The 19,437-nt window shown below is 46.8% G+C and carries 16 protein-coding genes; 9 read left to right on the top strand and 7 right to left on the bottom strand.

Features of this window, described 5'->3' with window-relative positions; translation table 11 throughout:
- Nucleotides 1-17 precede the first annotated feature (17 nt).
- From OEV42_09160 to OEV42_09180, 5 genes are all read left to right on the top strand, one after another.
- Nucleotides 18-1,265 (top strand): hypothetical protein, encoded by a 1,248-nt coding sequence (locus tag OEV42_09160; protein ID MDH3974432.1) that lies wholly within the window; start codon nucleotides 18-20, stop codon nucleotides 1,263-1,265.
- Nucleotides 1,266-1,603: 338 nt separating this feature from the next.
- On the top strand, nucleotides 1,604-2,959 hold the full coding sequence (locus OEV42_09165; GenBank protein ID MDH3974433.1) for a glycosyltransferase: 1,356 nt from the start codon (nucleotides 1,604-1,606) through the stop codon (nucleotides 2,957-2,959).
- An 87-nt stretch (nucleotides 2,960-3,046) separates the two neighbouring features.
- The gene (locus OEV42_09170; protein MDH3974434.1) at nucleotides 3,047-3,985 is read left to right on the top strand and encodes a glycoside hydrolase family 130 protein; all 939 of its coding nucleotides are present in this window, start codon (nucleotides 3,047-3,049) and stop codon (nucleotides 3,983-3,985) included.
- 47 nt (nucleotides 3,986-4,032) lie between these two features.
- Nucleotides 4,033-5,502 (top strand): glycoside hydrolase family 130 protein, encoded by a 1,470-nt coding sequence (locus OEV42_09175; protein MDH3974435.1) that lies wholly within the window; start codon nucleotides 4,033-4,035, stop codon nucleotides 5,500-5,502.
- 57 nt (nucleotides 5,503-5,559) lie between these two features.
- Nucleotides 5,560-7,815, top strand: a complete 2,256-nt coding sequence (locus OEV42_09180; protein ID MDH3974436.1) for a glycosyltransferase family 4 protein — start codon at nucleotides 5,560-5,562, stop codon at nucleotides 7,813-7,815.
- Between the two features lie 234 nt (nucleotides 7,816-8,049).
- Here OEV42_09180 and OEV42_09185 read toward each other — a convergent pair whose 3' ends face one another.
- The 6 genes from OEV42_09185 to OEV42_09210 form a co-directional block, all read right to left on the bottom strand.
- Nucleotides 8,050-8,571, bottom strand: a complete 522-nt coding sequence (locus OEV42_09185; protein ID MDH3974437.1) for a heme NO-binding domain-containing protein — start codon at nucleotides 8,569-8,571, stop codon at nucleotides 8,050-8,052.
- Nucleotides 8,572-8,589: 18 nt separating this feature from the next.
- Entirely contained in the window at nucleotides 8,590-9,744 is a 1,155-nt protein-coding gene (locus OEV42_09190; GenBank protein ID MDH3974438.1) for a response regulator, read from the bottom strand.
- A gap of 138 nt (nucleotides 9,745-9,882) precedes the next feature.
- Entirely contained in the window at nucleotides 9,883-11,247 is a 1,365-nt protein-coding gene (locus OEV42_09195) for a sigma-54 dependent transcriptional regulator (GenBank protein MDH3974439.1), read from the bottom strand.
- The gene (locus OEV42_09200; protein MDH3974440.1) at nucleotides 11,228-12,316 is read right to left on the bottom strand and encodes a HAMP domain-containing histidine kinase; all 1,089 of its coding nucleotides are present in this window, start codon (nucleotides 12,314-12,316) and stop codon (nucleotides 11,228-11,230) included. Before OEV42_09200 ends, OEV42_09195 begins: the two co-directional genes overlap by 20 nt.
- 50 nt (nucleotides 12,317-12,366) lie before the next feature.
- Entirely contained in the window at nucleotides 12,367-12,495 is a 129-nt protein-coding gene (locus tag OEV42_09205; protein ID MDH3974441.1) for a hypothetical protein, read from the bottom strand.
- Nucleotides 12,482-13,789, bottom strand: a complete 1,308-nt coding sequence (locus OEV42_09210) for an NAD(P)-binding domain-containing protein (GenBank protein MDH3974442.1) — start codon at nucleotides 13,787-13,789, stop codon at nucleotides 12,482-12,484. The genes OEV42_09205 and OEV42_09210 overlap by 14 nt, the downstream gene beginning before the upstream one ends.
- A gap of 350 nt (nucleotides 13,790-14,139) precedes the next feature.
- Between OEV42_09210 and OEV42_09215 the strand changes: the two genes are divergently transcribed.
- The 4 genes from OEV42_09215 to OEV42_09230 all read left to right on the top strand — a co-directional run bounded on the left by OEV42_09215 (nucleotide 14,140) and on the right by OEV42_09230 (nucleotide 16,747).
- Nucleotides 14,140-15,084, top strand: a complete 945-nt coding sequence (locus tag OEV42_09215; GenBank protein MDH3974443.1) for a M23 family metallopeptidase — start codon at nucleotides 14,140-14,142, stop codon at nucleotides 15,082-15,084.
- A complete protein-coding gene (locus OEV42_09220) occupies nucleotides 15,081-15,239 on the top strand; it encodes a hypothetical protein (GenBank protein ID MDH3974444.1) in 159 nt (52 codons plus the stop codon). The genes OEV42_09215 and OEV42_09220 overlap by 4 nt, the downstream gene beginning before the upstream one ends.
- Nucleotides 15,239-16,237, top strand: a complete 999-nt coding sequence (locus tag OEV42_09225) for an adenosine kinase (GenBank protein ID MDH3974445.1) — start codon at nucleotides 15,239-15,241, stop codon at nucleotides 16,235-16,237. Before OEV42_09220 ends, OEV42_09225 begins: the two co-directional genes overlap by 1 nt.
- A 96-nt stretch (nucleotides 16,238-16,333) precedes the next feature.
- Entirely contained in the window at nucleotides 16,334-16,747 is a 414-nt protein-coding gene (locus OEV42_09230; protein ID MDH3974446.1) for a YrhB family protein, read from the top strand.
- A 6-nt stretch (nucleotides 16,748-16,753) separates the two neighbouring features.
- Here OEV42_09230 and OEV42_09235 read toward each other — a convergent pair whose 3' ends face one another.
- Nucleotides 16,754-19,087: a PBP1A family penicillin-binding protein gene (locus OEV42_09235; protein MDH3974447.1), complete on the bottom strand. Its 2,334-nt coding sequence runs from the start codon at nucleotides 19,085-19,087 to the stop codon at nucleotides 16,754-16,756.
- Nucleotides 19,088-19,437: the final 350 nt, after the last annotated feature.

Genomic DNA, 19,437 nt, shown 5'->3' on the forward strand with positions numbered 1-19,437 from the left:
AGAACAGCTTTATGTTATTGCCAAACCATTTATATAAAGTTGTACTGGTTCAGATACTTTTGCTTTTTTTGGGAGCAAGGGATACCTTCGCCGCTGAACACCGCGGCCGCATATCTATTGAGGATTTTTATTCATCTGATTCAGGTTCGGCCAATAACCGTCATCTTCTGACGAGCCGTGTCCATATGAATTCAACAAAACTGAATAAAGCTGAAAGCCTTTCATTTCATTTAGACATGACGGCAAGAAAAACAATCAGTGGAGAAGAAAGCAGCAGCACTTTGAAAAATGAACGTATCAGCGCCCTGAATTTTGAATATACAGGGCCCTCCGATAATATCTACTTTGCCATGGGGCGACTATGGCCGAAAGAACTTTTTCTGGAACATGTCGATGGAATCAATCTCATTGTGCAGAAAAAAAAGACCGGTATCGGTCTTTTCGGCGGGGCAAAACCTGACCCTTATACGGAGGAATATAATTCCGACTACAGGGTGGCAGGCGCCTATTTATTTTATAATAAAAATAAAATAAATGCCCATTTTGCCATGGTTCAAAATAAGTTCAAAGGAGAGACGGACCGTGAATATGTCTATGGAAAGCTCTTTTGGCATCTAACGGATAAAGTGAGGTTTTATAGTACAATTATCTCGGACCGGAACCAGGAAAAGAAAAGCTTTGATCTGACCAATGTCATTGCCGAGCTTACGCTGAGGCCCGATTTCAAAAAAAGCCTCTCCCTGGGTTATAGCCGCTTCCAGGCTTTTCAACTTTTCCAATCGATGGATTTTGAAATAACGGGGAGTAAGCAGGAGTCTTACTATATGAGAGCAAACCGCCAGTTTTTGGATAGATATAATATCTACGGTAAATATGAGTTGCAGAGGTTCAGCTATGATATACCCGGCAGCGAAAGGCAGGATTCGACTATCAGCCAGGCAGGTTTTGCAAACAGCAAGCTGCTGGGGACGACTGTTCATCTTGACTTAAATGGTGTGGTGACGGACAGGCATGATTCCCGCTATCAGACTTATATGCTTGGCCTTAGCCGGCAGTTGACGGAGAAAACCCGCCTTACTTTAAACGGCTCGTATATGCTGACTGAATACGACACAACGGAAGAAAGGGATATTCAGCGGAGTTACAGCGCTTATTCTTATTTCAGCTTAAATAAAGAATGGAATGTTACTGTCAGTTATGAAGCAATTAAAGGGGAAGATTATTCATCGAGGACCGTTGTTTCACGTCTTACCTATAAATTTTAACTTTTCAGGACAAAGTGAATTTTTTAAAGACAGCCTGCTATTTTTTGGGTCCTCAATCCTGCCTTTCTGCGAAAGAACCGTCCCATTCAAAGAAAAATTAATATTAAATTTCAAGGGTAACTCAAAGTGAATCAAAGGCCCCGCCGCAAACTGTGGGGAGCTGAGACTCACCTTGTTTTCCCTGGGCCTTTACATTTGTGATTTAAAGGCTATACTTAGTTGTCAGGGTGGGTTCTTTTCGCACGGCACACTTTGAAGATTTTTATCCGCCCTGCGTCTCTTTTGTGACGTTATTTCCCCAAATTTACTATAAATACGGTTTTTCCGGAGAAAGACAGATGCATATTGCTATGCTTTCACCTGTTGCCTGGCGAACGCCGCCCCGCCATTATGGCCCATGGGAGAGCGTTGTTTCTCTCCTCACAGAGGGACTCATCGCCAGAGGGATAGATGTTACCCTTTTTGCAACGGGAGATTCCGTTACAAAGGGTTGTCTCCATTGGGTCTGTAAAAAAGGCTACGAGGAGGATGAGCATTCAGACCCGAAGGTGATGGAGTCTCTTCACATATCGGAACTCTTTGACAGGGCCGCTGATTTCGATCTCATTCACAATCATTTCGATTTTCTCCCTCTTACCTACAGCGGACTGGTGAAAACGACCGTTCTTACAACGATACACGGTTTTTCCTCTCCCCGCATTTTGCCGGCCTATAAGAAGTATAACGGCAAGGCCTTCTACGTCTCCATAAGCGAGGCCGACAGGGCGCCCGGTCTTGACTATATTAAGACAATACACCACGGTATCGATCTCAATGAATTCTCTTTTAATGCCGAGCCTCAGGGTAATTACCTCCTTTTTTTCGGACGCATTCATCCCGACAAGGGCGCTAAAGAGGCCATAGAGATTGCCCGGCGCACTGACAGCAAACTTATTATGGCCGGTATCATCCAGGATGAGGTCTACTATGAGAGAGAGGTAGAACCCCACCTTAATGGCAAGGACATTACCTACGTGGGCAGCGTTGGTCCTGAAAAGAGGGACGACTTGTTAAGGAACGCCAAAATGCTGCTGCATCCCATCAACTTCGATGAACCTTTCGGCCTTTCCGTTGTTGAGGCCATGGCCTGCGGCACCCCTGTTATTGCTTTTAACAGGGGGAGTATGGCTGAACTTATTAGGGATGGCGTCAACGGTTTTCTCGTTACCGACCTCGATGAGGCCGTCCATGCTGCAGACAGGCTCGGTGAGATCGACCGCGCCCATTGCAGAAAGTTTGTGGAGGAGAATTTTTCCGTCGAGAGGATGGTTGATGATTACATAAAGATCTACGAAGAGATCATTGAAAAGACAAAAGGTAATGATCGCAGGCCTTGGGGGTATTACGAAGTTTTTGCCGACGATTCCAACCACAAGGTAAAGCGTATCGTGGTATATCCCGGCAAGCGGCTCAGTTTGCAAAGGCACAGACGGCGCTCTGAACACTGGCATGTTATCTATGGCGAAGGTGTGGTAACGCTTGATGACCGGGAAATAGTGCTCAAGGCGGGGGAATCCATCGATATTCCGCAAGGAGCCGTCCACAGGATGGAGAACCGGGGGACGGAGCACATGGCCTTCGTTGAGGTGCAGCGGGGCGATTATTTCGGAGAAGATGACATTGAGCGGCTGGAGGATGATTTTGGACGAAAGTAAACCCTGTTTTCCATCAACTTTCTGCTGCCTTACTTTAAACTGCCTCACAATCAATCCTGATGAGACAGGCAGGCCCGGAGAAAAGCTATGGAACCTTTGGTAAAGCGCTATGAAAAGAATCCCCTGCTGACGAAGCAGGACGTTCCTTACCCCGTGGAGACCGTTCATAATGCCGGTGTTGTTAAACATGAGGGGCGATACATGATGCTCTTCAGGTCACATTTAAGAAACGGCAGATCCATCATCGGCAAGGCCCATAGCGAAGACGGCTTTTCCTTCATCGTTTCTCCCGAACCCTTCATAACACCTGCTGTTGAGGGCCTATTTGCCGAATATGAAGAATGCGGTGTGGAAGACCTGCGCATTTGCCACATGGAGGGGGAAGACTACCTGCTCACCTACAGCGCCTATTCAAGGCATGGCGTAAGAATCGCCCTGGCAAGGACGACTGATTTCAAGTCTATTGAGCGTATAGCTCTCATCTCCCAGCCCGATATGCGAAACGTTGTCCTTTTTCCGAGGAAAATAAAGGGACGCTATGTGCGCCTCGACCGTCCTCACTCGGAAATATCACCCTGGTCGATTTGCATATCCTATTCTCCCGATCTTGTTCACTGGGGGGACTCGAAGGTGGTCATGAAGCCTGTTACCTATCACTGGGATGAAATGAAGATAGGTCCCGGCGCAACCCCTTTCGCCACAGACAAAGGCTGGCTCCATATTTACCACGGCGTTTTTGAGACCATGGCAGGCGCCGTCTACAGGCTTGGCGCCGCCCTTCACGACATTGAAGACCCTTCAAAGATCATCGGTGTTTCCGATGACTGGATACTTCAGCCTGAAGATCCCTGGGAGATTACAGGCTATGTCTCAAATGTTGTTTTTAGCTGTGGCGCAGTCCCTGAAGATGACGGGACCCTAAAGATATACTGGGGAGGCGCAGATTCCGTCATGTGTGCCGGAACTGCCAGAATTGAAGATCTGCTGGAGATGTGCACAGGCGACAGGTCGAGAGCGCCCTTATAGAAAAGAGATGAATGTAAGCCCCTAAATTTATGCATCTGTGAGGCCATATGAAAAAAACGAAAAGATCAGTCAATGTAGAAAGGCGTAAGGAAAAATTTACCTCTCAGCCAACAAGGGTTATCGCCAAATTTTATCTTCCGGGAGGAGAGAAGCGAACCAGGCATATTATAGCGCGTGTCTTATTCCTTTCTGAAGAAGAAGTTCATGCTAACCTGGAAGAGGTCATTGCCGGCTTTACTGCCCGGCACAAAGAGTTAAGGAAGATTTTCAGACGAAATTTCGATGAGGTAGAAAGATACATCCCTGCCGACATTGAAATATCAGAGGAGAGGCGTATTCTCATCGGGGCTTATTTTACTCATGAATACTCAATACAGGCGGTTGCCTTTTTTAACCCTTCCATCGTAGACCATCCCAATCAGCAGCGTTTGCCGGAAGGGGAGAGAAGAGTCATACTCAGTTTTCGCTCCACCGGTGAGGGGCATATATCATCTATTGAGTTCAGGAGCGGCATCCTTGATAAAAAGAATGAACTCCGTTTCGATAAGGTAAGCCGTTATGTCGAAACGCCTGAGGTGATAAAGAACCCCACATACGACAACCCTACTTTCCGCTATAAACTGGAAGATATGGAGGCGCTCAATGAGGTTTCCGCGCATATTCTGGACAGGCTCCCGGGCCGCTTTAGTTTTTATGACCTGAACGGGTCGATACAACATGAACTGGATAGTCATCATGAGCCCTATCCCTTGCTTCATGACACTGTGGACAAGATATTATGGCTTGCCAGGTCAAATTATGAACTCAAATTCAGAAAAGACAGGAGGATATCGGAAAAGGTCATATTCCCCGTGTCGGAAAACGAAAGCAGGGGGATTGAAGACGCCAGGTTTGTCCGTTTCGTCTATGAAACAGGTGAAGTAAAGTATTATGCGACCTATACGGCATACAACGGTTTCAATATCCTTCCTATGCTGCTGGAAACGGAAGATTTTGTCACTTTCCGTATCAAGACACTAAACGGCCGGGCTGTTCAGAACAAAGGGATGGCCCTTTTTCCCAGGAAGGTAAAGGGCAGGTATATGATGATCTCCCGCCAGGACGGTGAAAACATGTTCATCATGTCTTCCGACAATATCCATTTCTGGCACGAGGCGACGCTTCTTGGTGAGCCCACATACCCCTGGGAATTTATACAGATAGGGAACTGCGGTTCTCCCCTGGAAACGGAGGCGGGCTGGATACTTCTTACCCACGGTGTCGGCGCTATGCGCAAGTACTGTATAGGAGCCTTCCTGCTCGACTTTGACGATCCCTCGAAAGTTATAGGCCATCTGCCGGAACCGCTTCTTCTCCCCACTGAAGATGAACGGGAGGGCTATGTGCCGAATGTTCTCTATACATGCGGTGCGATAATACATAACGATGAATTGGTTATTCCCTATTCCATGTCTGATTCGGCTTCAGGTATTGCCGTTATTCCCGTCAGGGAACTTCTGTCGAAGTTCAGCGCATAGGTGTCTGTTTTATGGGGGAAGATAGTGGAAAAACATATATCTTAATAAGGAAAGCATATGAGTAATTACAAAAAAATAGCTGTGATTGGAAATTATCTTCCACGGCGATGCGGAATCGCCACTTTTACTACCGATCTCTGCAATGCCATTGCCGGTGAAATGGAATGCGGGGGCAACAATCTTGTGGCTATTGCCATGGATGATGTTGAAGAAGGCTATCATTACAAGGACAGAGTAAAATTCCAGGTGAAAGCAAACGTTCTTTCAGACTACCTGTGCGCCGCAGGCTTTCTCAATCTCCATAAGTTTGATGTGGCCCTTTTGCAGCATGAGTTCGGCATCTTCGGTGGAAGTTACGGCGCTCACATAATCCATATGCTGAAAAATCTGAGGATGCCCGTAATTACCACGCTCCATACGGTACTGGAAAACCCCACGGAAGAGCAGCGCATAATTACCGGTGAACTGGCAAGGCACTCTGAGGCGCTGGTGGTGATGGCCCATAAAGCGCATTCTCTCCTGATGGAGGTTTACGGCATCGATGAGGGGAAGATCGTCCATATCCCCCATGGCATACCGGATGTGAAAGGGGACATGTCCCTCACATTTCGCAGGCAACTGGGTCTCGATGGCCGCCGAATACTGCTTACCTTCGGGCTTTTAAGCCCCGGAAAAGGGATAGAAGGTATGATAAATGCCATGCCTGCTATTCTCAAGGAGCATCCCCATGCCGTATTCATCATTCTTGGAGAGACCCATCCCCATATCAAAAAGGAACATGGCGATTCTTACAGGCAGTCTCTTTTCCAGCAGGTAAGACGTCTGGGTCTGAAGGATAATGTGCTTTTTCACAACCGCTTTGTCGATCTCGATACGCTGACCAAATATATAACCTCCGCCGACATCTACGTCAGCCCCTATCTCAACAGGGAACAGATTGTCTCGGGGACTCTCGCCTACGCTATGGGACTCGGCACGGCCATCGTCGCTACGCCCTACTGGTATGCCGAAGAACTGCTTGCCGATGGCAGGGGGGTTATCGTTCCCTTTGGCTGTGTTGATTCAATGTCGAAAGAGATTTGCGCCCTCCTTAAGAATGAGAAGAAGCGAAGCGCTATATGTAAAAAAGGTTATACAAAGGGGCGTTCCATGGTCTGGCAGGAAGTGGGGAAGAATTACCTTGCTCTTACCTGTGAAGCGTTGAAACAAAGGTCAGAGAAGCCCATACAGCAGATAGCAGAAAGGAGCGATGCACGGATTATTTACGAACTCCCCGAGGTAAACCTGAAGATCATGACTGACGATACGGGTATGCTGCAGCATGCCAAATATTCCGTGCCTGACCGCCATCACGGCTACTGCGTCGATGATAACGCAAGGGCTCTTATCGTGGCGGGCATGCACTACTCACTTTTCAAGGACAAGTCCGTCATACCGCTAATGCAGACCTATCTCTCCTTTATGCATTATTCCTTTAATCCTGAAAAGGGGAGTTTCAGGAACTTCATGTCCTATGACAGGCGCTGGCTGGAAGAGGCGGGAAGCGAGGATTCGCAGGGGCGCTCCATCTGGGGGCTGGGCGTTGCCGTTAAATGCGCGCCCAATGAAGCCGTCCGTAATATGGCGGCCAGTCTCTTTCTGGAGGGACTCAACTGCCTGGAGTCCTTTGTCTCTCCCCGTGCCTTGTCTTTTGCTATCCTGGGTCTCCACGCCTATATGGAGGTTTTTGGGGGAGATGCCAATGCCCGCAGGCTTCGGCAGAACCTGTCGGAGAAGCTCTTTGCCCTCTTTGCTGAATGTTCTTCAAAGGATTGGCCCTGGTGCGAGGAGATCGTAACCTATGCCAATGGAAAGATACCTCATGCGCTCATTCTTTCCGGGCAATGGATACCCGACCCTGAAATGCACAAGGCGGGACTGACCGCCCTTGAATGGTTGCTGGAAAAACAGACTGCCCCTGAGGAGCATCTCTCTATCATCGGAAATTCCGACTGGCTGAATCGCGACGGGAGGTCAGCCATATTCGACCAGCAGCCCATAGAAGTCATGTGTCTCATAGAGGCCTGTGCCGAAGCCTTTCGCTCAACGGCAGACAGGAAGTGGATGTTAGAGGCAAAAAGATGCCTGGGCTGGTTCCTGGGCTGGAACGACCTTGGCGAGCAGGTCTGCGTTCTTGAAACAGGCGGCTGCTTTGACGGCATTGAGGCTATTGGTGTAAACGCCAACCAGGGGGCCGAGTCCACCCTCTCCTGGCTCATATCTCTCCTCACCATGTACGAGATAATGGTCGATGGTGTGCTGGTGGAAAGGTAGGTGTTTCCAGGGCGCTTTTTATCTTCGTTGTCAGCAATTGATTATAAGGGCTGATGCCGTTGCGGCAATTTACTTGACATGTTGGCCGGGCCCGGGAGTTTACCTCCCAGGCTGTTGTTTTACTTTTTTATAACACTACTTCTACCGGTCTCGTATTTATAGTAAGTAAGGCCATAGCCACAACTTGATTTGACGTGACCCTTAACAGGAGACTGGTGACAACCGTTAGCTCTGTCAGGGGAATATGATTTCAACTTCCTCGCTGGATATCTGTTTTACCTTCAGTTCCGTATGAAAGAGCTCTCCCACACCCTTCAGGGCGCCCACAAAGATAGCGATTAGCCCTCTTTTGGAAATATATTTCATAATGAGCGTGCTGGAATCCTTCCACTTGTATTCAAACATGGGAGGCTGCGCATTGGGCACCATATTCGTAACCTGTTTGTGTATAATATTCAATTTCAGAATGAGGTCCTTTGCGTTCGTTATGCCCCGGTAATAGGACTTGTAGAGTTTGGGCACATAATGGGTTACCCAGTATTTGCCGAAGGTCTCGGCCGCCTGTTGCGGAGGAAGGTTCAAAACCTCGCAAAGAGATTTGAAGGTCATCATTACTGCCGCCTCTTCAACATCGTGGGTTATTGAAAAGGTTGTATTTTTGTCCAGTCCCACCTTTTCAAGTATGGCTTCCCACTTATCCTTGCCGAAATTGTCGGAAACCATATCTTTCATGGCATTTACAATAACACCTTTCATTTTTCTTTCCCTTTCTTATTAAAGTTCGCCCAGTTCCAATAGCGCTTCCATGAACCTGGGCTCGTATTTTTTCATCATCAACCGGCCCATACCGATATTGGCCTTCCTTGTGAGAAGCAGTTGGTGATAGTGATTTTCTCCGAGAAGTCTAAGGAGAATATAGATTTTATCGCAAGTGATCAAAATATCCTCCGCTTCTCCAAAAATATCGACTCCTCCCAGAAGCTCCGCTGCCTGCGACTGGCTGTTTATTACCTGGGCATAAGCTGCCGAGGCGGCAGATGAATCAATATTCGGGTCGCTTGATATGCCTCCGATCGACATACCGTCTCCCAGTCTCACAATATCAGTGGCTAAAAAATCCGGTATATCCATTTTAAAATTCTCAATGATTTCTTCCAGTACAGCCATTGTAATACCTCCTTTGTCAGGATTTCCATTTTCCTGTTTATTTTCTAAACTTTGGGCGCGCTTTTTTTCTTTCTCCGCTTGTTGCTTTTCATCTTTGATTCTCATTGTTTCCATCAGTATGTAGCTCAGGGAGGAGTTTATCTGTCTCCTTTTTTTGCAGATGCCTTCAATCTCCACCTCCGATTTGTCCCAGGATATGATGGTAATTGCTGCCTCTTCACCGTTTACCCCCCCTGCTTCGGCATCCATTAATTCACCATTTGACAGGTAGAGGTAACCTGTCAATTTATTGCACATTACTTTGAGAGTGCAGGTCTTTTTCTCCATTTCCACCATCTGAAGAAGGGTCGGAAGGGTAATGCCTTGAATATACCCCTTTGTGGCTGCCTTCATCCCTTCCAGTATACTTTCGGCCAGCAAGTCGATATCGAGTGGTTTCTCAAGGTATTGAAAGACTCCCGTGCTTTGAAGCTGGTCTTCGATCTCCGGTGTTCCGAATGCCGTCATGGCAATGATGGGAATAGAGGGGTAGTTGCTGTTCATGTAGACAAGAAGTTCCAAACCGTCCATTTTTGGCATTTTCAGGTCCGTCACTAAAAGTCCAATGTGGTTGGATTCAAGGATTTTTACAGCTTCATTTCCGTTTTCGGCGAGAAGCACATTGAACTTGTCGGGGTAGCCTTTGGCGAGGCCGTCTGAAAGGCTCATAAGAAATGGCTTTTCGTCGTCAACGATCAATACGTTTTTATCGGGCTTTGTCATAAAGTGATTCTTGCAGCAAGTAGCATGCCAAAATTGTCACAAATTGAAAATGCCTTTAAATCCGCCTGTTATAAAAGTTGGAAGGCGTTATGTAAGGGGCAGGGTGTTCATTTTGAACCATTCATTTTGACATGTCTGTCATTTTGAACGGGCGGGCAGAAGATTGTAACGGTGGACTTTTCGTTTCAGAGTGGAAAGGGAGATGCCAAGGGCCCGGGCCGTCCGGGTATAGTTGCTGGCATGGTGGTCCATCATACGGCGGATATGGTCCTTTTCGACTTTTTCAAGGGTGTCGAGACGGTTTATCTCCTCTGCATTTGTATTGTTAAGTGAGGGGGCTTCCCTCTCCATCAACAGTTTAGAAGGCTCGATAAATGTGTCTCTGCTGAGGATTACGGAGCGTTCCAGGATATTCCTGAGTTCTCTTACATTGCCGGGCCAGGGGTAATGGACCAGTTTTTTTAGCTCTCCCTCAGGGAGCCGGATATCCCTCGTTCCTCCGATCCTCTTTATCCAGAAATTGCAAAGTTCCGGAATGTCTTCCCTTCTTTCCCGTAAAGGCGGAATGTGTACGCGGATCACATTGAGACGATAGTAGAGGTCCTCCCTGAAAGTTTTTTCCTCAATGGACTTGTCGATATCGATGTTCGTTGACGCGATAATGCGTACATCGACCGGTTTCTCACTGTCGCCGCCAAGCCTTCGTATCTTTTTATCTTCCAGGACACTGAGAAGCTTTGGCTGAAGGGAAAGGGGCATGCAGCCGATTTCATCGAGGTAAAGGGTGCCGCCGTCAGCCATTTCGAAGATGCCTTTTTTGTCGGACAGGGCGCCTGTAAAGGCTCCCTTCGTATGGCCGAAGAGCTCGGATTCAATAAGGTTTTCAGGAATGGCGGAACAGTTAATGCTGATAAAGGCATTTTTACGGACACTGCTTTTGTAATGAACAAATTTTGCAAGCAGACTTTTGCCCGTTCCCGTTTCCCCTGTAATCAGCACAGGGGCTTCGCTTGAGGCCGCCAGTTCCGCCAATTGCAGGGTCCCACCGAGACTACCCGCCAGAATGGTTTCTTCGCTGTCCTTTTTAACGGTATAGCTCTGTATCTGTTCTATTTTTTCGAGATACTGAATCTTGAAGGATCTTTCTATTGCAATATCCAGTTCTGCAAGCTCAAAGGGTTTGGAAAGGTAGTCATGTGCACCCATCTTAATGGCGTTGAGGGCATTTTCAAAGTTGGGGTAGGCAGTGACAAAGATTATCTTGGTCTGGTCGTTGTGCTTCAGGATGGCCGGACAAAGGGTATGGCCTTCGGCATCGGGCAGTCTTTGATCTAAAAGGACGAGGCTGATTTTTCTGCCTGAACAGATTTTCAGGCCATCTTCAGCCGTATGCGCCGTGAAAACCTCTACATCGACGCTGGAGAAATGATCTTTAAGGGCGCTGCAGAAAATCCTGTCATCGTCTATAAGGAGGACGACCTTTTTAGGGTTCTTTTCTTTCAAGGCGTTTTTCTCTAAGAATATCTATTTTAACGGAGGTTCCCTCCTTTTCGGCGCTTTCTATCTCAATACTGCCCTGCATTTTTGTAAGGAGATTTTTTGTTATTACCAGTCCCAGGCCGGTGCCGTTGGGTTTGGAAGTATAAAAGGGCTTGAAAAGGTTCCCCTTCTCCGTGTCTCCCATTCCACAGCCATTGTCCTTAATCGTTATGGATACATAGTCGGTTCCCGTATTTTCTGCGCTTATGGTAATTTCCGGGTCCTTTGCTTCCTTCAGGGCATCGGAGGCATTGGTAATGACATTCAGCATAACCTGCTGAAGCGCTCTCTGGTCGGTGCGGATATATTTGACTTCGGGAGAGATGAGCGTTTTAATATTAATGCCATTTTCCTCGAAGTCCTTTACGGCAAGAGACAGCAGGCTGTTTATAAAAGAAGGCAGATTCACACGCTGGATAACGGGATTCTCAAACATGTTAAAATTTTTCAGTGTTTTAAGAAGGTACTCAATCCTCGCTGTTTCCATTAAAGCCCTGTCGATGTATTCCAGAACAGTGGCCTGGGGGAAGGTTTCCAGATTTTTTTTAAGAACACTGAGCGTCATTTTAATGGAGTTAATGGGATTACCGATCTCGTGCCTTATCCCGGAAAAGATGTAGCCCGTATTTTCCATGGTATTGACTGCTTCGGCAATAGACTCGAGCATCATCTTTTCAGTAATATCCCTTAAGAATACCAGTACCGATTCACGGTTAATATGATAAATGGTATAGCAAAAATGCTTGTTGCTCATTTGGAGCGTTTTTGAAATGCAGCCACCCTTATCTGCCGATTCCTTTTCACCGATGCCGGAGAGGAAATGATCGCTCATGACTTCGTAATCATAAGGTTTAAGCGGGGTGTTTTTCAGAATTTCCGTAATGGAATTGCTCAGGAAAGATACGGATTTTCTCTCCCTGTCGAGAACAATGATGCCGACTCTGGGACAGGCCGTATTGGATGCAATGCATCCCGTGCCGTCTGTATAATGTGAACACTCAACGAGATTAAAATATTGGGTATAGTCAATCATTGTTTACGTAAATTTACAGGCAAGAAAAAAACATCTGACAAGGCAAAGTATCACGATAGTGCAAAAAAATCAATAGGCGAAGCGGCTGCCGGCGTCTCCCCATTGATTTCAATTCCCCTCCTGTTGTTTCCCGGCGCAATAATGAAAGGCGCCGCTGAAAATAACTCAGGCTGTTCCAAACTTTTTTTCTATTTTAATTCCGATGGATTTTAGAAACTCGTTGGGAAGTTCCCCACCGGCAAAAATATAAACGTAATCATTTTTTATAAAACCGGTTTTTTCCCCTTCAGAAATTTTAACGTCCTTTTCTCTTATCTCTTTAACATTGGAATTAAATATGACTTTAAGCGCTTCTTTTGCTATTGCGCTATCGAGACGGGTCTTGTTCCCCGCTTTGATCCGGCCGAAAGCCTCTTTCCTGTAGGATAAAATAACCCTGTTCGCCCCCTGGCCGGCAAGGGCCATCGCTGCCTCAACAGCGCTATCTCCCCCGCCGACAACAAGAATATCCTCATCTTGATGTTGTTCAGGGTCGAGCAGCCTGTAGGCAACCTTTGGAAGCGCTTCTCCGGGCACACCCAGTTTTCTTGGTGTGCCCCGCCTGCCGATAGCGAGAATAACCTTTTTTGCCCTGTATTCCCCTTTACTGGTTTTAATCGTATAAGAGCCGTTTTTATGAGGTGACAGAGCTAACATTTTTTCATTTGTATTTATTTTAAGGCCTGTTTGACTAATGATCTTCATCCATAAATCAAGGAGCGCTTCTTTCGTTGTTTCTCTTAATTTCACTTTTCCATAGAGTGGTATTTCCACGGGAGAGGTCATGACGATTTTATGTCTGGGGTAATTAAAGACCGTGCCCCCGATCTCACTTTGATCAATGGTTAAAAAGTTCAGTTTATGCTTTAGCGCCGACAAGGATGCTCCAATGCCGGCGGGACCTGCGCCAATGATAATCAGATCATAAGTGTTCTCCTCTTTTATTTCTTCACTTTTGAGAGCGCAGGCAATATATTCGACGGCCTCCCGGCCCTGGGTGATTGCATTTTTTATGAGCCCCATTCCCCCTAACTCTCCGGCAATGTAAACGCCTTTTACATTGGTTTCAAAGTCAGGCGTTACATAAGGAATTTCTACGCCTCTTGTTTCTGTCCCAAAAACAAGGGTTATAGCGTCGACAGGGCAGGCGGCGGCACAGGCGCCATGGCCGACGCAGTGAGAGGCGTTGATCAGTTTCCCCTTACCTCTGGAAATGCCGAGAATATCTTTTTCCGGGCAGGCTTTAACGCAGGCGCCGCTGCCGATACATTTTGCCGGATCAATGGCGGGGTGAAGAGAGACGGGCTCGTGAAATCCAAATTCCTTTGCTCTCGTTATTTTCTTTTCAGTATGCCCTGATTTTTTTCCTTTAACCAGAACATAGATTCCAATAGCCAAAGATATAACAACTAAAGATATAATTTTTGATAACATTTAAATTATTCCTCACCCAAAATTTTTCGGTTTATAGAATAGATATTGTTAAACTTTAATTAACGGAAAGAGCGCGCTCATATATTCATTTGCTCCCATCTGCAAAAAAGCCCGTAACCGTTGCAGGTCCGGGCTCCCGGATTTTTCTTCAAAATTCCCCCTCTCCTTAAGCATCCCTAACTTTATTATTTTTATACCCTAATTATTTTGCTTTGTAAATGGTTTTGCACCCTTTTCCGACTTTACTCTCAGGCACCATCAGGGAGCATAAAGGATGCCTCTTCTCCTCTGAAAAAACCTTGCCACCTCTTCCTCATTATGCAAAACTTTTAGAGAGGTATTTCTATTCCATGTATAAAAGTATTCTTTATTTCTCATTTATCGTTTTTGCATTTCTTTTTGCAGCAGATAATCTCGATGCCAAAAAGACTTATAAATACAAAGACGAAAATGGCCTTTGGCATTTCACCGACAGGCCGCCTGCTACCGATCAGCCGGTTGAAGTGGAACAGGTTTATGTCAGTGGGAATGAAAAGAAGGTTCTTGTCGAGAGCAGGGGAAGCAGGTATGAACCTTATATTCATGTTCATAACCTGTACCGGGGGCCTGTTGAAATGGTTTTTGAGGCCATAAGTACGGAGAATGCGGCATTCACTCCCCCTTTGCCGATAAGCGTCGTCATTCCCGCCATGACGGAAGTGGATCTTTTTTCCATAAAAGCTGTTCAAAAAAATAAAAGATGGGCTTACCGTTTCCGGCACAGTTATGTTCCCGGCAAACCTGATGCTGTCCACAAACCTGAAAAGCCATACAGACCGCCTATTGAAAGGGGGGTGACTTTTCTCCTTTCCCAGGCGTTTGGTGGCGATTACAGCCATAATGACCCCTGGAACCAATATGCCGTCGATATCGCCATGCCCGAGGGGTCACCTGTTTATGCGGCGCGCGGGGGGATTATCATGGATATAGCCCGTGATTTTTATACGGGCGGGTCGGATATGGAAAAGTACGGAGAGCGGGCCAACTATGTCAGAATCCTTCATGATGACGGGACGATGGCCGTCTATGCCCACTTGAAGCTGGAATCGGTTCGCTATGGCCTGGGCAGACGCATAGAGGAGGGGGCCTTCATTGCCGAGTCGGGAAGCACCGGTTTTTCTTCAGGTCCCCACCTGCATTTCGTTATCCAGAGAAATACAGGTATGGCTATCGAATCACTTCCCTTTCAATTCGAAGGGGAGGGGGGGAGAGCCTATACGCCTGAAAAGGGGATGGTCCTGGAGGTTTTGATGTGACAGGTCAACTTGATATTTATTCAGTCATAGGCTCCCGGGTCCGGATTTTTGTCTGCTGCATGTCATCCTTTGCCGGCTCCACTCTTCTTCCATTGAAAAACTTTTCATCAATTGTTATTATCCTTGCCTATAAAAATGAATCAGAGGAGAAATAATGAAATACGACGTTATCGGCATAGGTAATGCCCTTGTAGATATTGAAGTGCAGCTTGGTGATGAAGAGCTTGCCGGGCTCGGCTATCCCAAAGGAGGAATGACGCTTTCCAGCGATGAAGACCAGCAGAAGCTCCTTGAAAAATTGAAGAAACATTCCTTTTCCACCTGCTCGGGAGGTTCGGCTGCCAATACGATTCACGGTATGGGCGCGCTTGGTGGAAAGGCTTATTACGTGGGCCGGGTGGCCAATGATGATTACGGGAAGCATTACACACAGGATATGGCTGACTGCGGTGTCGGCTTTTCGGGACCCGGCGCTGAAAATGACGGCACGGGAACGTCTGTTGTTTTGATTACGCCGGATGCGCAAAGAACGATGGTGACACATCTTGGCATTTCAACGGCTCTTCATACCGATAATGTCGATGAAACGATTGTTGAAGGGGCGAAGTTTGTTTACATAGAGGGCTACCTCTGGTCCGGTGATGAGACGCGGGCCGCCGGTATTGCCTTGGCGCGAGCTGCCAAAAAGAGAGGTATTCCCGTTGCCTTTTCATTAAGTGATACTTTTATCGTTAACGGTTTCAGGGAGGCCGTCGAGGATTTTATCAAGTGGGATGTGGACATCCTCTTTTGCAATGAGGTGGAGGGCCTGTCCCTGGCCGGGGAAAAAGACCCTGCCACGGCATTCGACAAAATTCTCGGTATCTGTGAAACGCTTTTCCTTACCCGCGGTGAAAATGGGGCCTGGGCAGCCAGGAGAGGTGAAGAGAAGGTGTCTGTTAAAGGCTATAAAGTGAGGGCCGTCGATACAACAGGGGCAGGTGATCTCTTCGCTGCCGGGGCCTTGACGGGGCTGCTCCATAAAAAAGGGCTGAAGGAATGCACCATACTCGGCTGCTATGCCGCCTCGCAAGTGGTGAGTCATCTCGGCGCCAGGATGCCTGCTCATTGCCATAAAAATATTAACGGGGTTATTGAAGAGTACAGCGAATAAAGGATTAAGTTCATATGCAGTTTTGTTGTCTGCAAGGGAGAGTGACCGGCTGCTAAAGGGCGAAGGTCATTGTACTTTCTGAAGGGTTCACCTGTTATGGGAAAATTTTATTGGTACGGCGGCGCTTTTTTTGCCTTCATTTTCTTTTTAATTTTGGGCTTTTTTATTGCCCGGAGCTTTCTAAAAGGAAAAGGGGCCCGTGATGCCGGGATTTTTCTTAAAGCCACAAGCGATAAAGATGAAGCCGCCCGGTCTTTGCTTGTTTATTTAAATGGTGATTTCAAAAGGAGCAATAAGGAAATTGCCCTTTATGACGGCACCCGGACTTCCGATGGAAGGGCCTGGATATTTTTTTGGGATACGCTGGAATTTATAAGGACGAAAAATCCTGCCTTCGGACTCAAGGGAAGTAATCCTGTTCTTTACGATAAAGAGACGGGCCGCATTCAATTTATTCCGCAGCATGAGGTTTTCAAGTATTTCGGTGAGAAAAAGCCCGATAATGCTTAAAAATATTTATTCCTTTTCCGGTAGGGGGAATTCCTCGGGAGGTTGCTCTTGATAGACTTCCTGCATGAAATCGATAAAGATGGGAAGCGCCGCTCTCGAACCGGTTTCTCTTCTGCCGAGAGGCCGCCGGTCATCGAATCCCACCCAGACACCGGCAACAAGGTCAGGTGTAAAGCCTATGAACCAGGCGTCACGGTTTTCATCGGTTGTTCCCGTTTTTCCAGCGACAGGCCGCTTTAAGACTTTTGCCTTCTTTGCAGTGCCTTCCTGAACGACACCTTGCAGAAGCATTGTCATCGTATAGGCTGTTTGCGGCGGGATAGCATATCCCAGGGGGACGTCATTCTTTTTTTCCTCTTCCCGGGGGACATCATCTTCAGTTTTTTCCTCTTTTTTCCTTTCATAAGGATTAACTTTATCAAAATAGGCGTTAATATTATTTTTCAGGACTTTTCCATCACGGTCCCTGATTTCCCTGATAAATAGCGGTTCATGCCTTTTCCCTCCCGAGGCAAAGACTGCATAAGCCGACGTTATTTCAAGCAATGAAAGACCTGAAGAGCCGAGAGAGAGGGAAAGGTTTTTTGAAAGATCGCTTCTAATGCCGAGTTTGCGGGCATAATCAATAACCTTACTGATACCCAGCTTTTTTGCCAGCCTTATAGAAACGATATTTCTTGACTGGGCCAGCGCCTTTTTTAGGGATATGGGCCCAAGAAAGCGGCCGTCGTAGTTTTGGGGACGCCAGACAAAGTTTCTTTGACTATCTACATACACATAAGGCGAGTCGACAATCTTTGTTTTTGGCGTCATTCCTTTATCGAGGGCGGCTGAATAAATAACAGGTTTGAAGGATGAGCCCGGCTGTCTTCTTGCCTGTACGGCCCGGTTAAAACGGTTTATCCTAAAATCATAACCCCCTTCCATAACCTTTATCGACCCATCAGAGGGGTCGATTGCCAAAAGCGCCGCCTGGGCTATGGGCTCCTGGTGAAGTGAAAAGAGGGGCACTCCTTTTTTGCCCTTCACGTCAATGACTTTAACCCTGATGATATCACCTACCTGGAAGGCCTCCGAGGGATGTTTTATATAGGCTTCATAGTAGTTGACTTCCGGGTTCGGTGTTCTGGCCCATCTCATTTCTTTAAAGAGGATTTCTCCTTTTATACCGCCTTTCAGGCTTATTGTTGTTGATTTGTCTTTCCTCTTTACAGAGATAACGACTGCTTCATATACTTCACCTTCTTTAATCTCCATGGGGGATGAAGATTTATCCTTGGGGGGAGCCATAAATGTTTTCATATCATTAAATTCAAGGTGTTTGACGACCCCTCTGAATCCCTGTCTTTTGTCATGGTCGAAAAGGCCCTTTTTAAGCGCTGCCTGCGCCTTTTTTTGCATGGCAAGGTCGAGGGTTGTAAAAACTTTGAGACCTTCTGAATAAAGTATTCTTGATCCGTAGGTCTTTTCAAGGTATTGCCTGACATGCTCCGTAAAATAGGGCGCTGCAGAATTATTTATATCAGCAATGGGGTAGACGGTAATTTCTGAATTCATGGCGTCAGTCGCTTCGACGATGTTGATGAAACCTTCTTCCACCATTCGAGAAAGGACATAAAACATCCTCTGTTTTGCCAGTTCGGGGTTTACATAAGGCGAGTAGGCGCTGGGCGCCTGTGGAAGACCGGCAAGGGTTGCCATTTCTGCAAGGTTCAGTTCACTCACATCTTTTCGAAAGTAGTTTTCCGCTGCCGCCTGGACACCATAGGCGCCATGGCCGAGATAGATTTCATTGAGATAGAGGAATATAATGTTATCTTTCGTTAGCTTGTTTTCAATCCTGTAGGAAAGAATGGCCTCCCGTGTTTTTCGTTTGAGCGTTCTTTCCGATGAAAGAAGCGATTTGGCCACCTGCTGGGTGATTGTGCTCCCCCCCTGGACAACTTCGCCGACAAGGATGTTTTTGATAAGGGCGCGAAATATGCTGAAAAAATCGAGCCCTTCATGTTCATAGAACCGGCCGTCTTCGGCGGCAACAAATGCCTGTACCAGTCTTTTCGGCACTTTATTGAGGGGAATAACTTTTCTTCTTTCCGTATAAAATTCTCCGATGAGCCGGCCATTACCGGAATAAACCTCGGTAATGCTTTTGGGCCTGTAATCCATAATTGAATTCAGTGGAGGGAGGTTCGAGGAAAGATGGTAGTAATAGCCCAGGGTAAAGAGCAGAAAGCCTGCGGCAATGATAACCGAGGCAATAAGGGTATACTTGCGTATTTTCTTTACCTTCGGTGAAATATACTTGATGTTTCTTACTATAATTGAATCGCGGGAAAACATATAAAAAAGCTTTATGCTTTATAAATTTAAGTTAAAATAACGACTTTGATCAGTGTACCATAAAAGCCGGCCCGGTGGTAGTTTGGCGGAAAATAAAATGAGCCCCCTTTCTCAACGTTTTTTTTACGGCAGCGGCTAATCTTCATGGCCATCTGCCTTTTCCCGGTAAAACCGCCCCGTGACAAAGGCTGGTGAAAAAAAGGGATTGCTGAGAAAGAGGGGCTGAAAATTCACCAGGGCAGAAGTTTTTCAGGCACATGAAGCGCAATTTTTTCCCCCGAGAAAGGAGACGCAAATTCCAGCTTTATGGCGGCAAGCTTCATCCCTTCCCTGTTTTTATTGCCCCGTCC

This window comes from Deltaproteobacteria bacterium (genome assembly GCA_029860075.1).
Taxonomy (GTDB): domain Bacteria; phylum Desulfobacterota; class JADFVX01; order JADFVX01; family JADFVX01; genus JAOUBX01.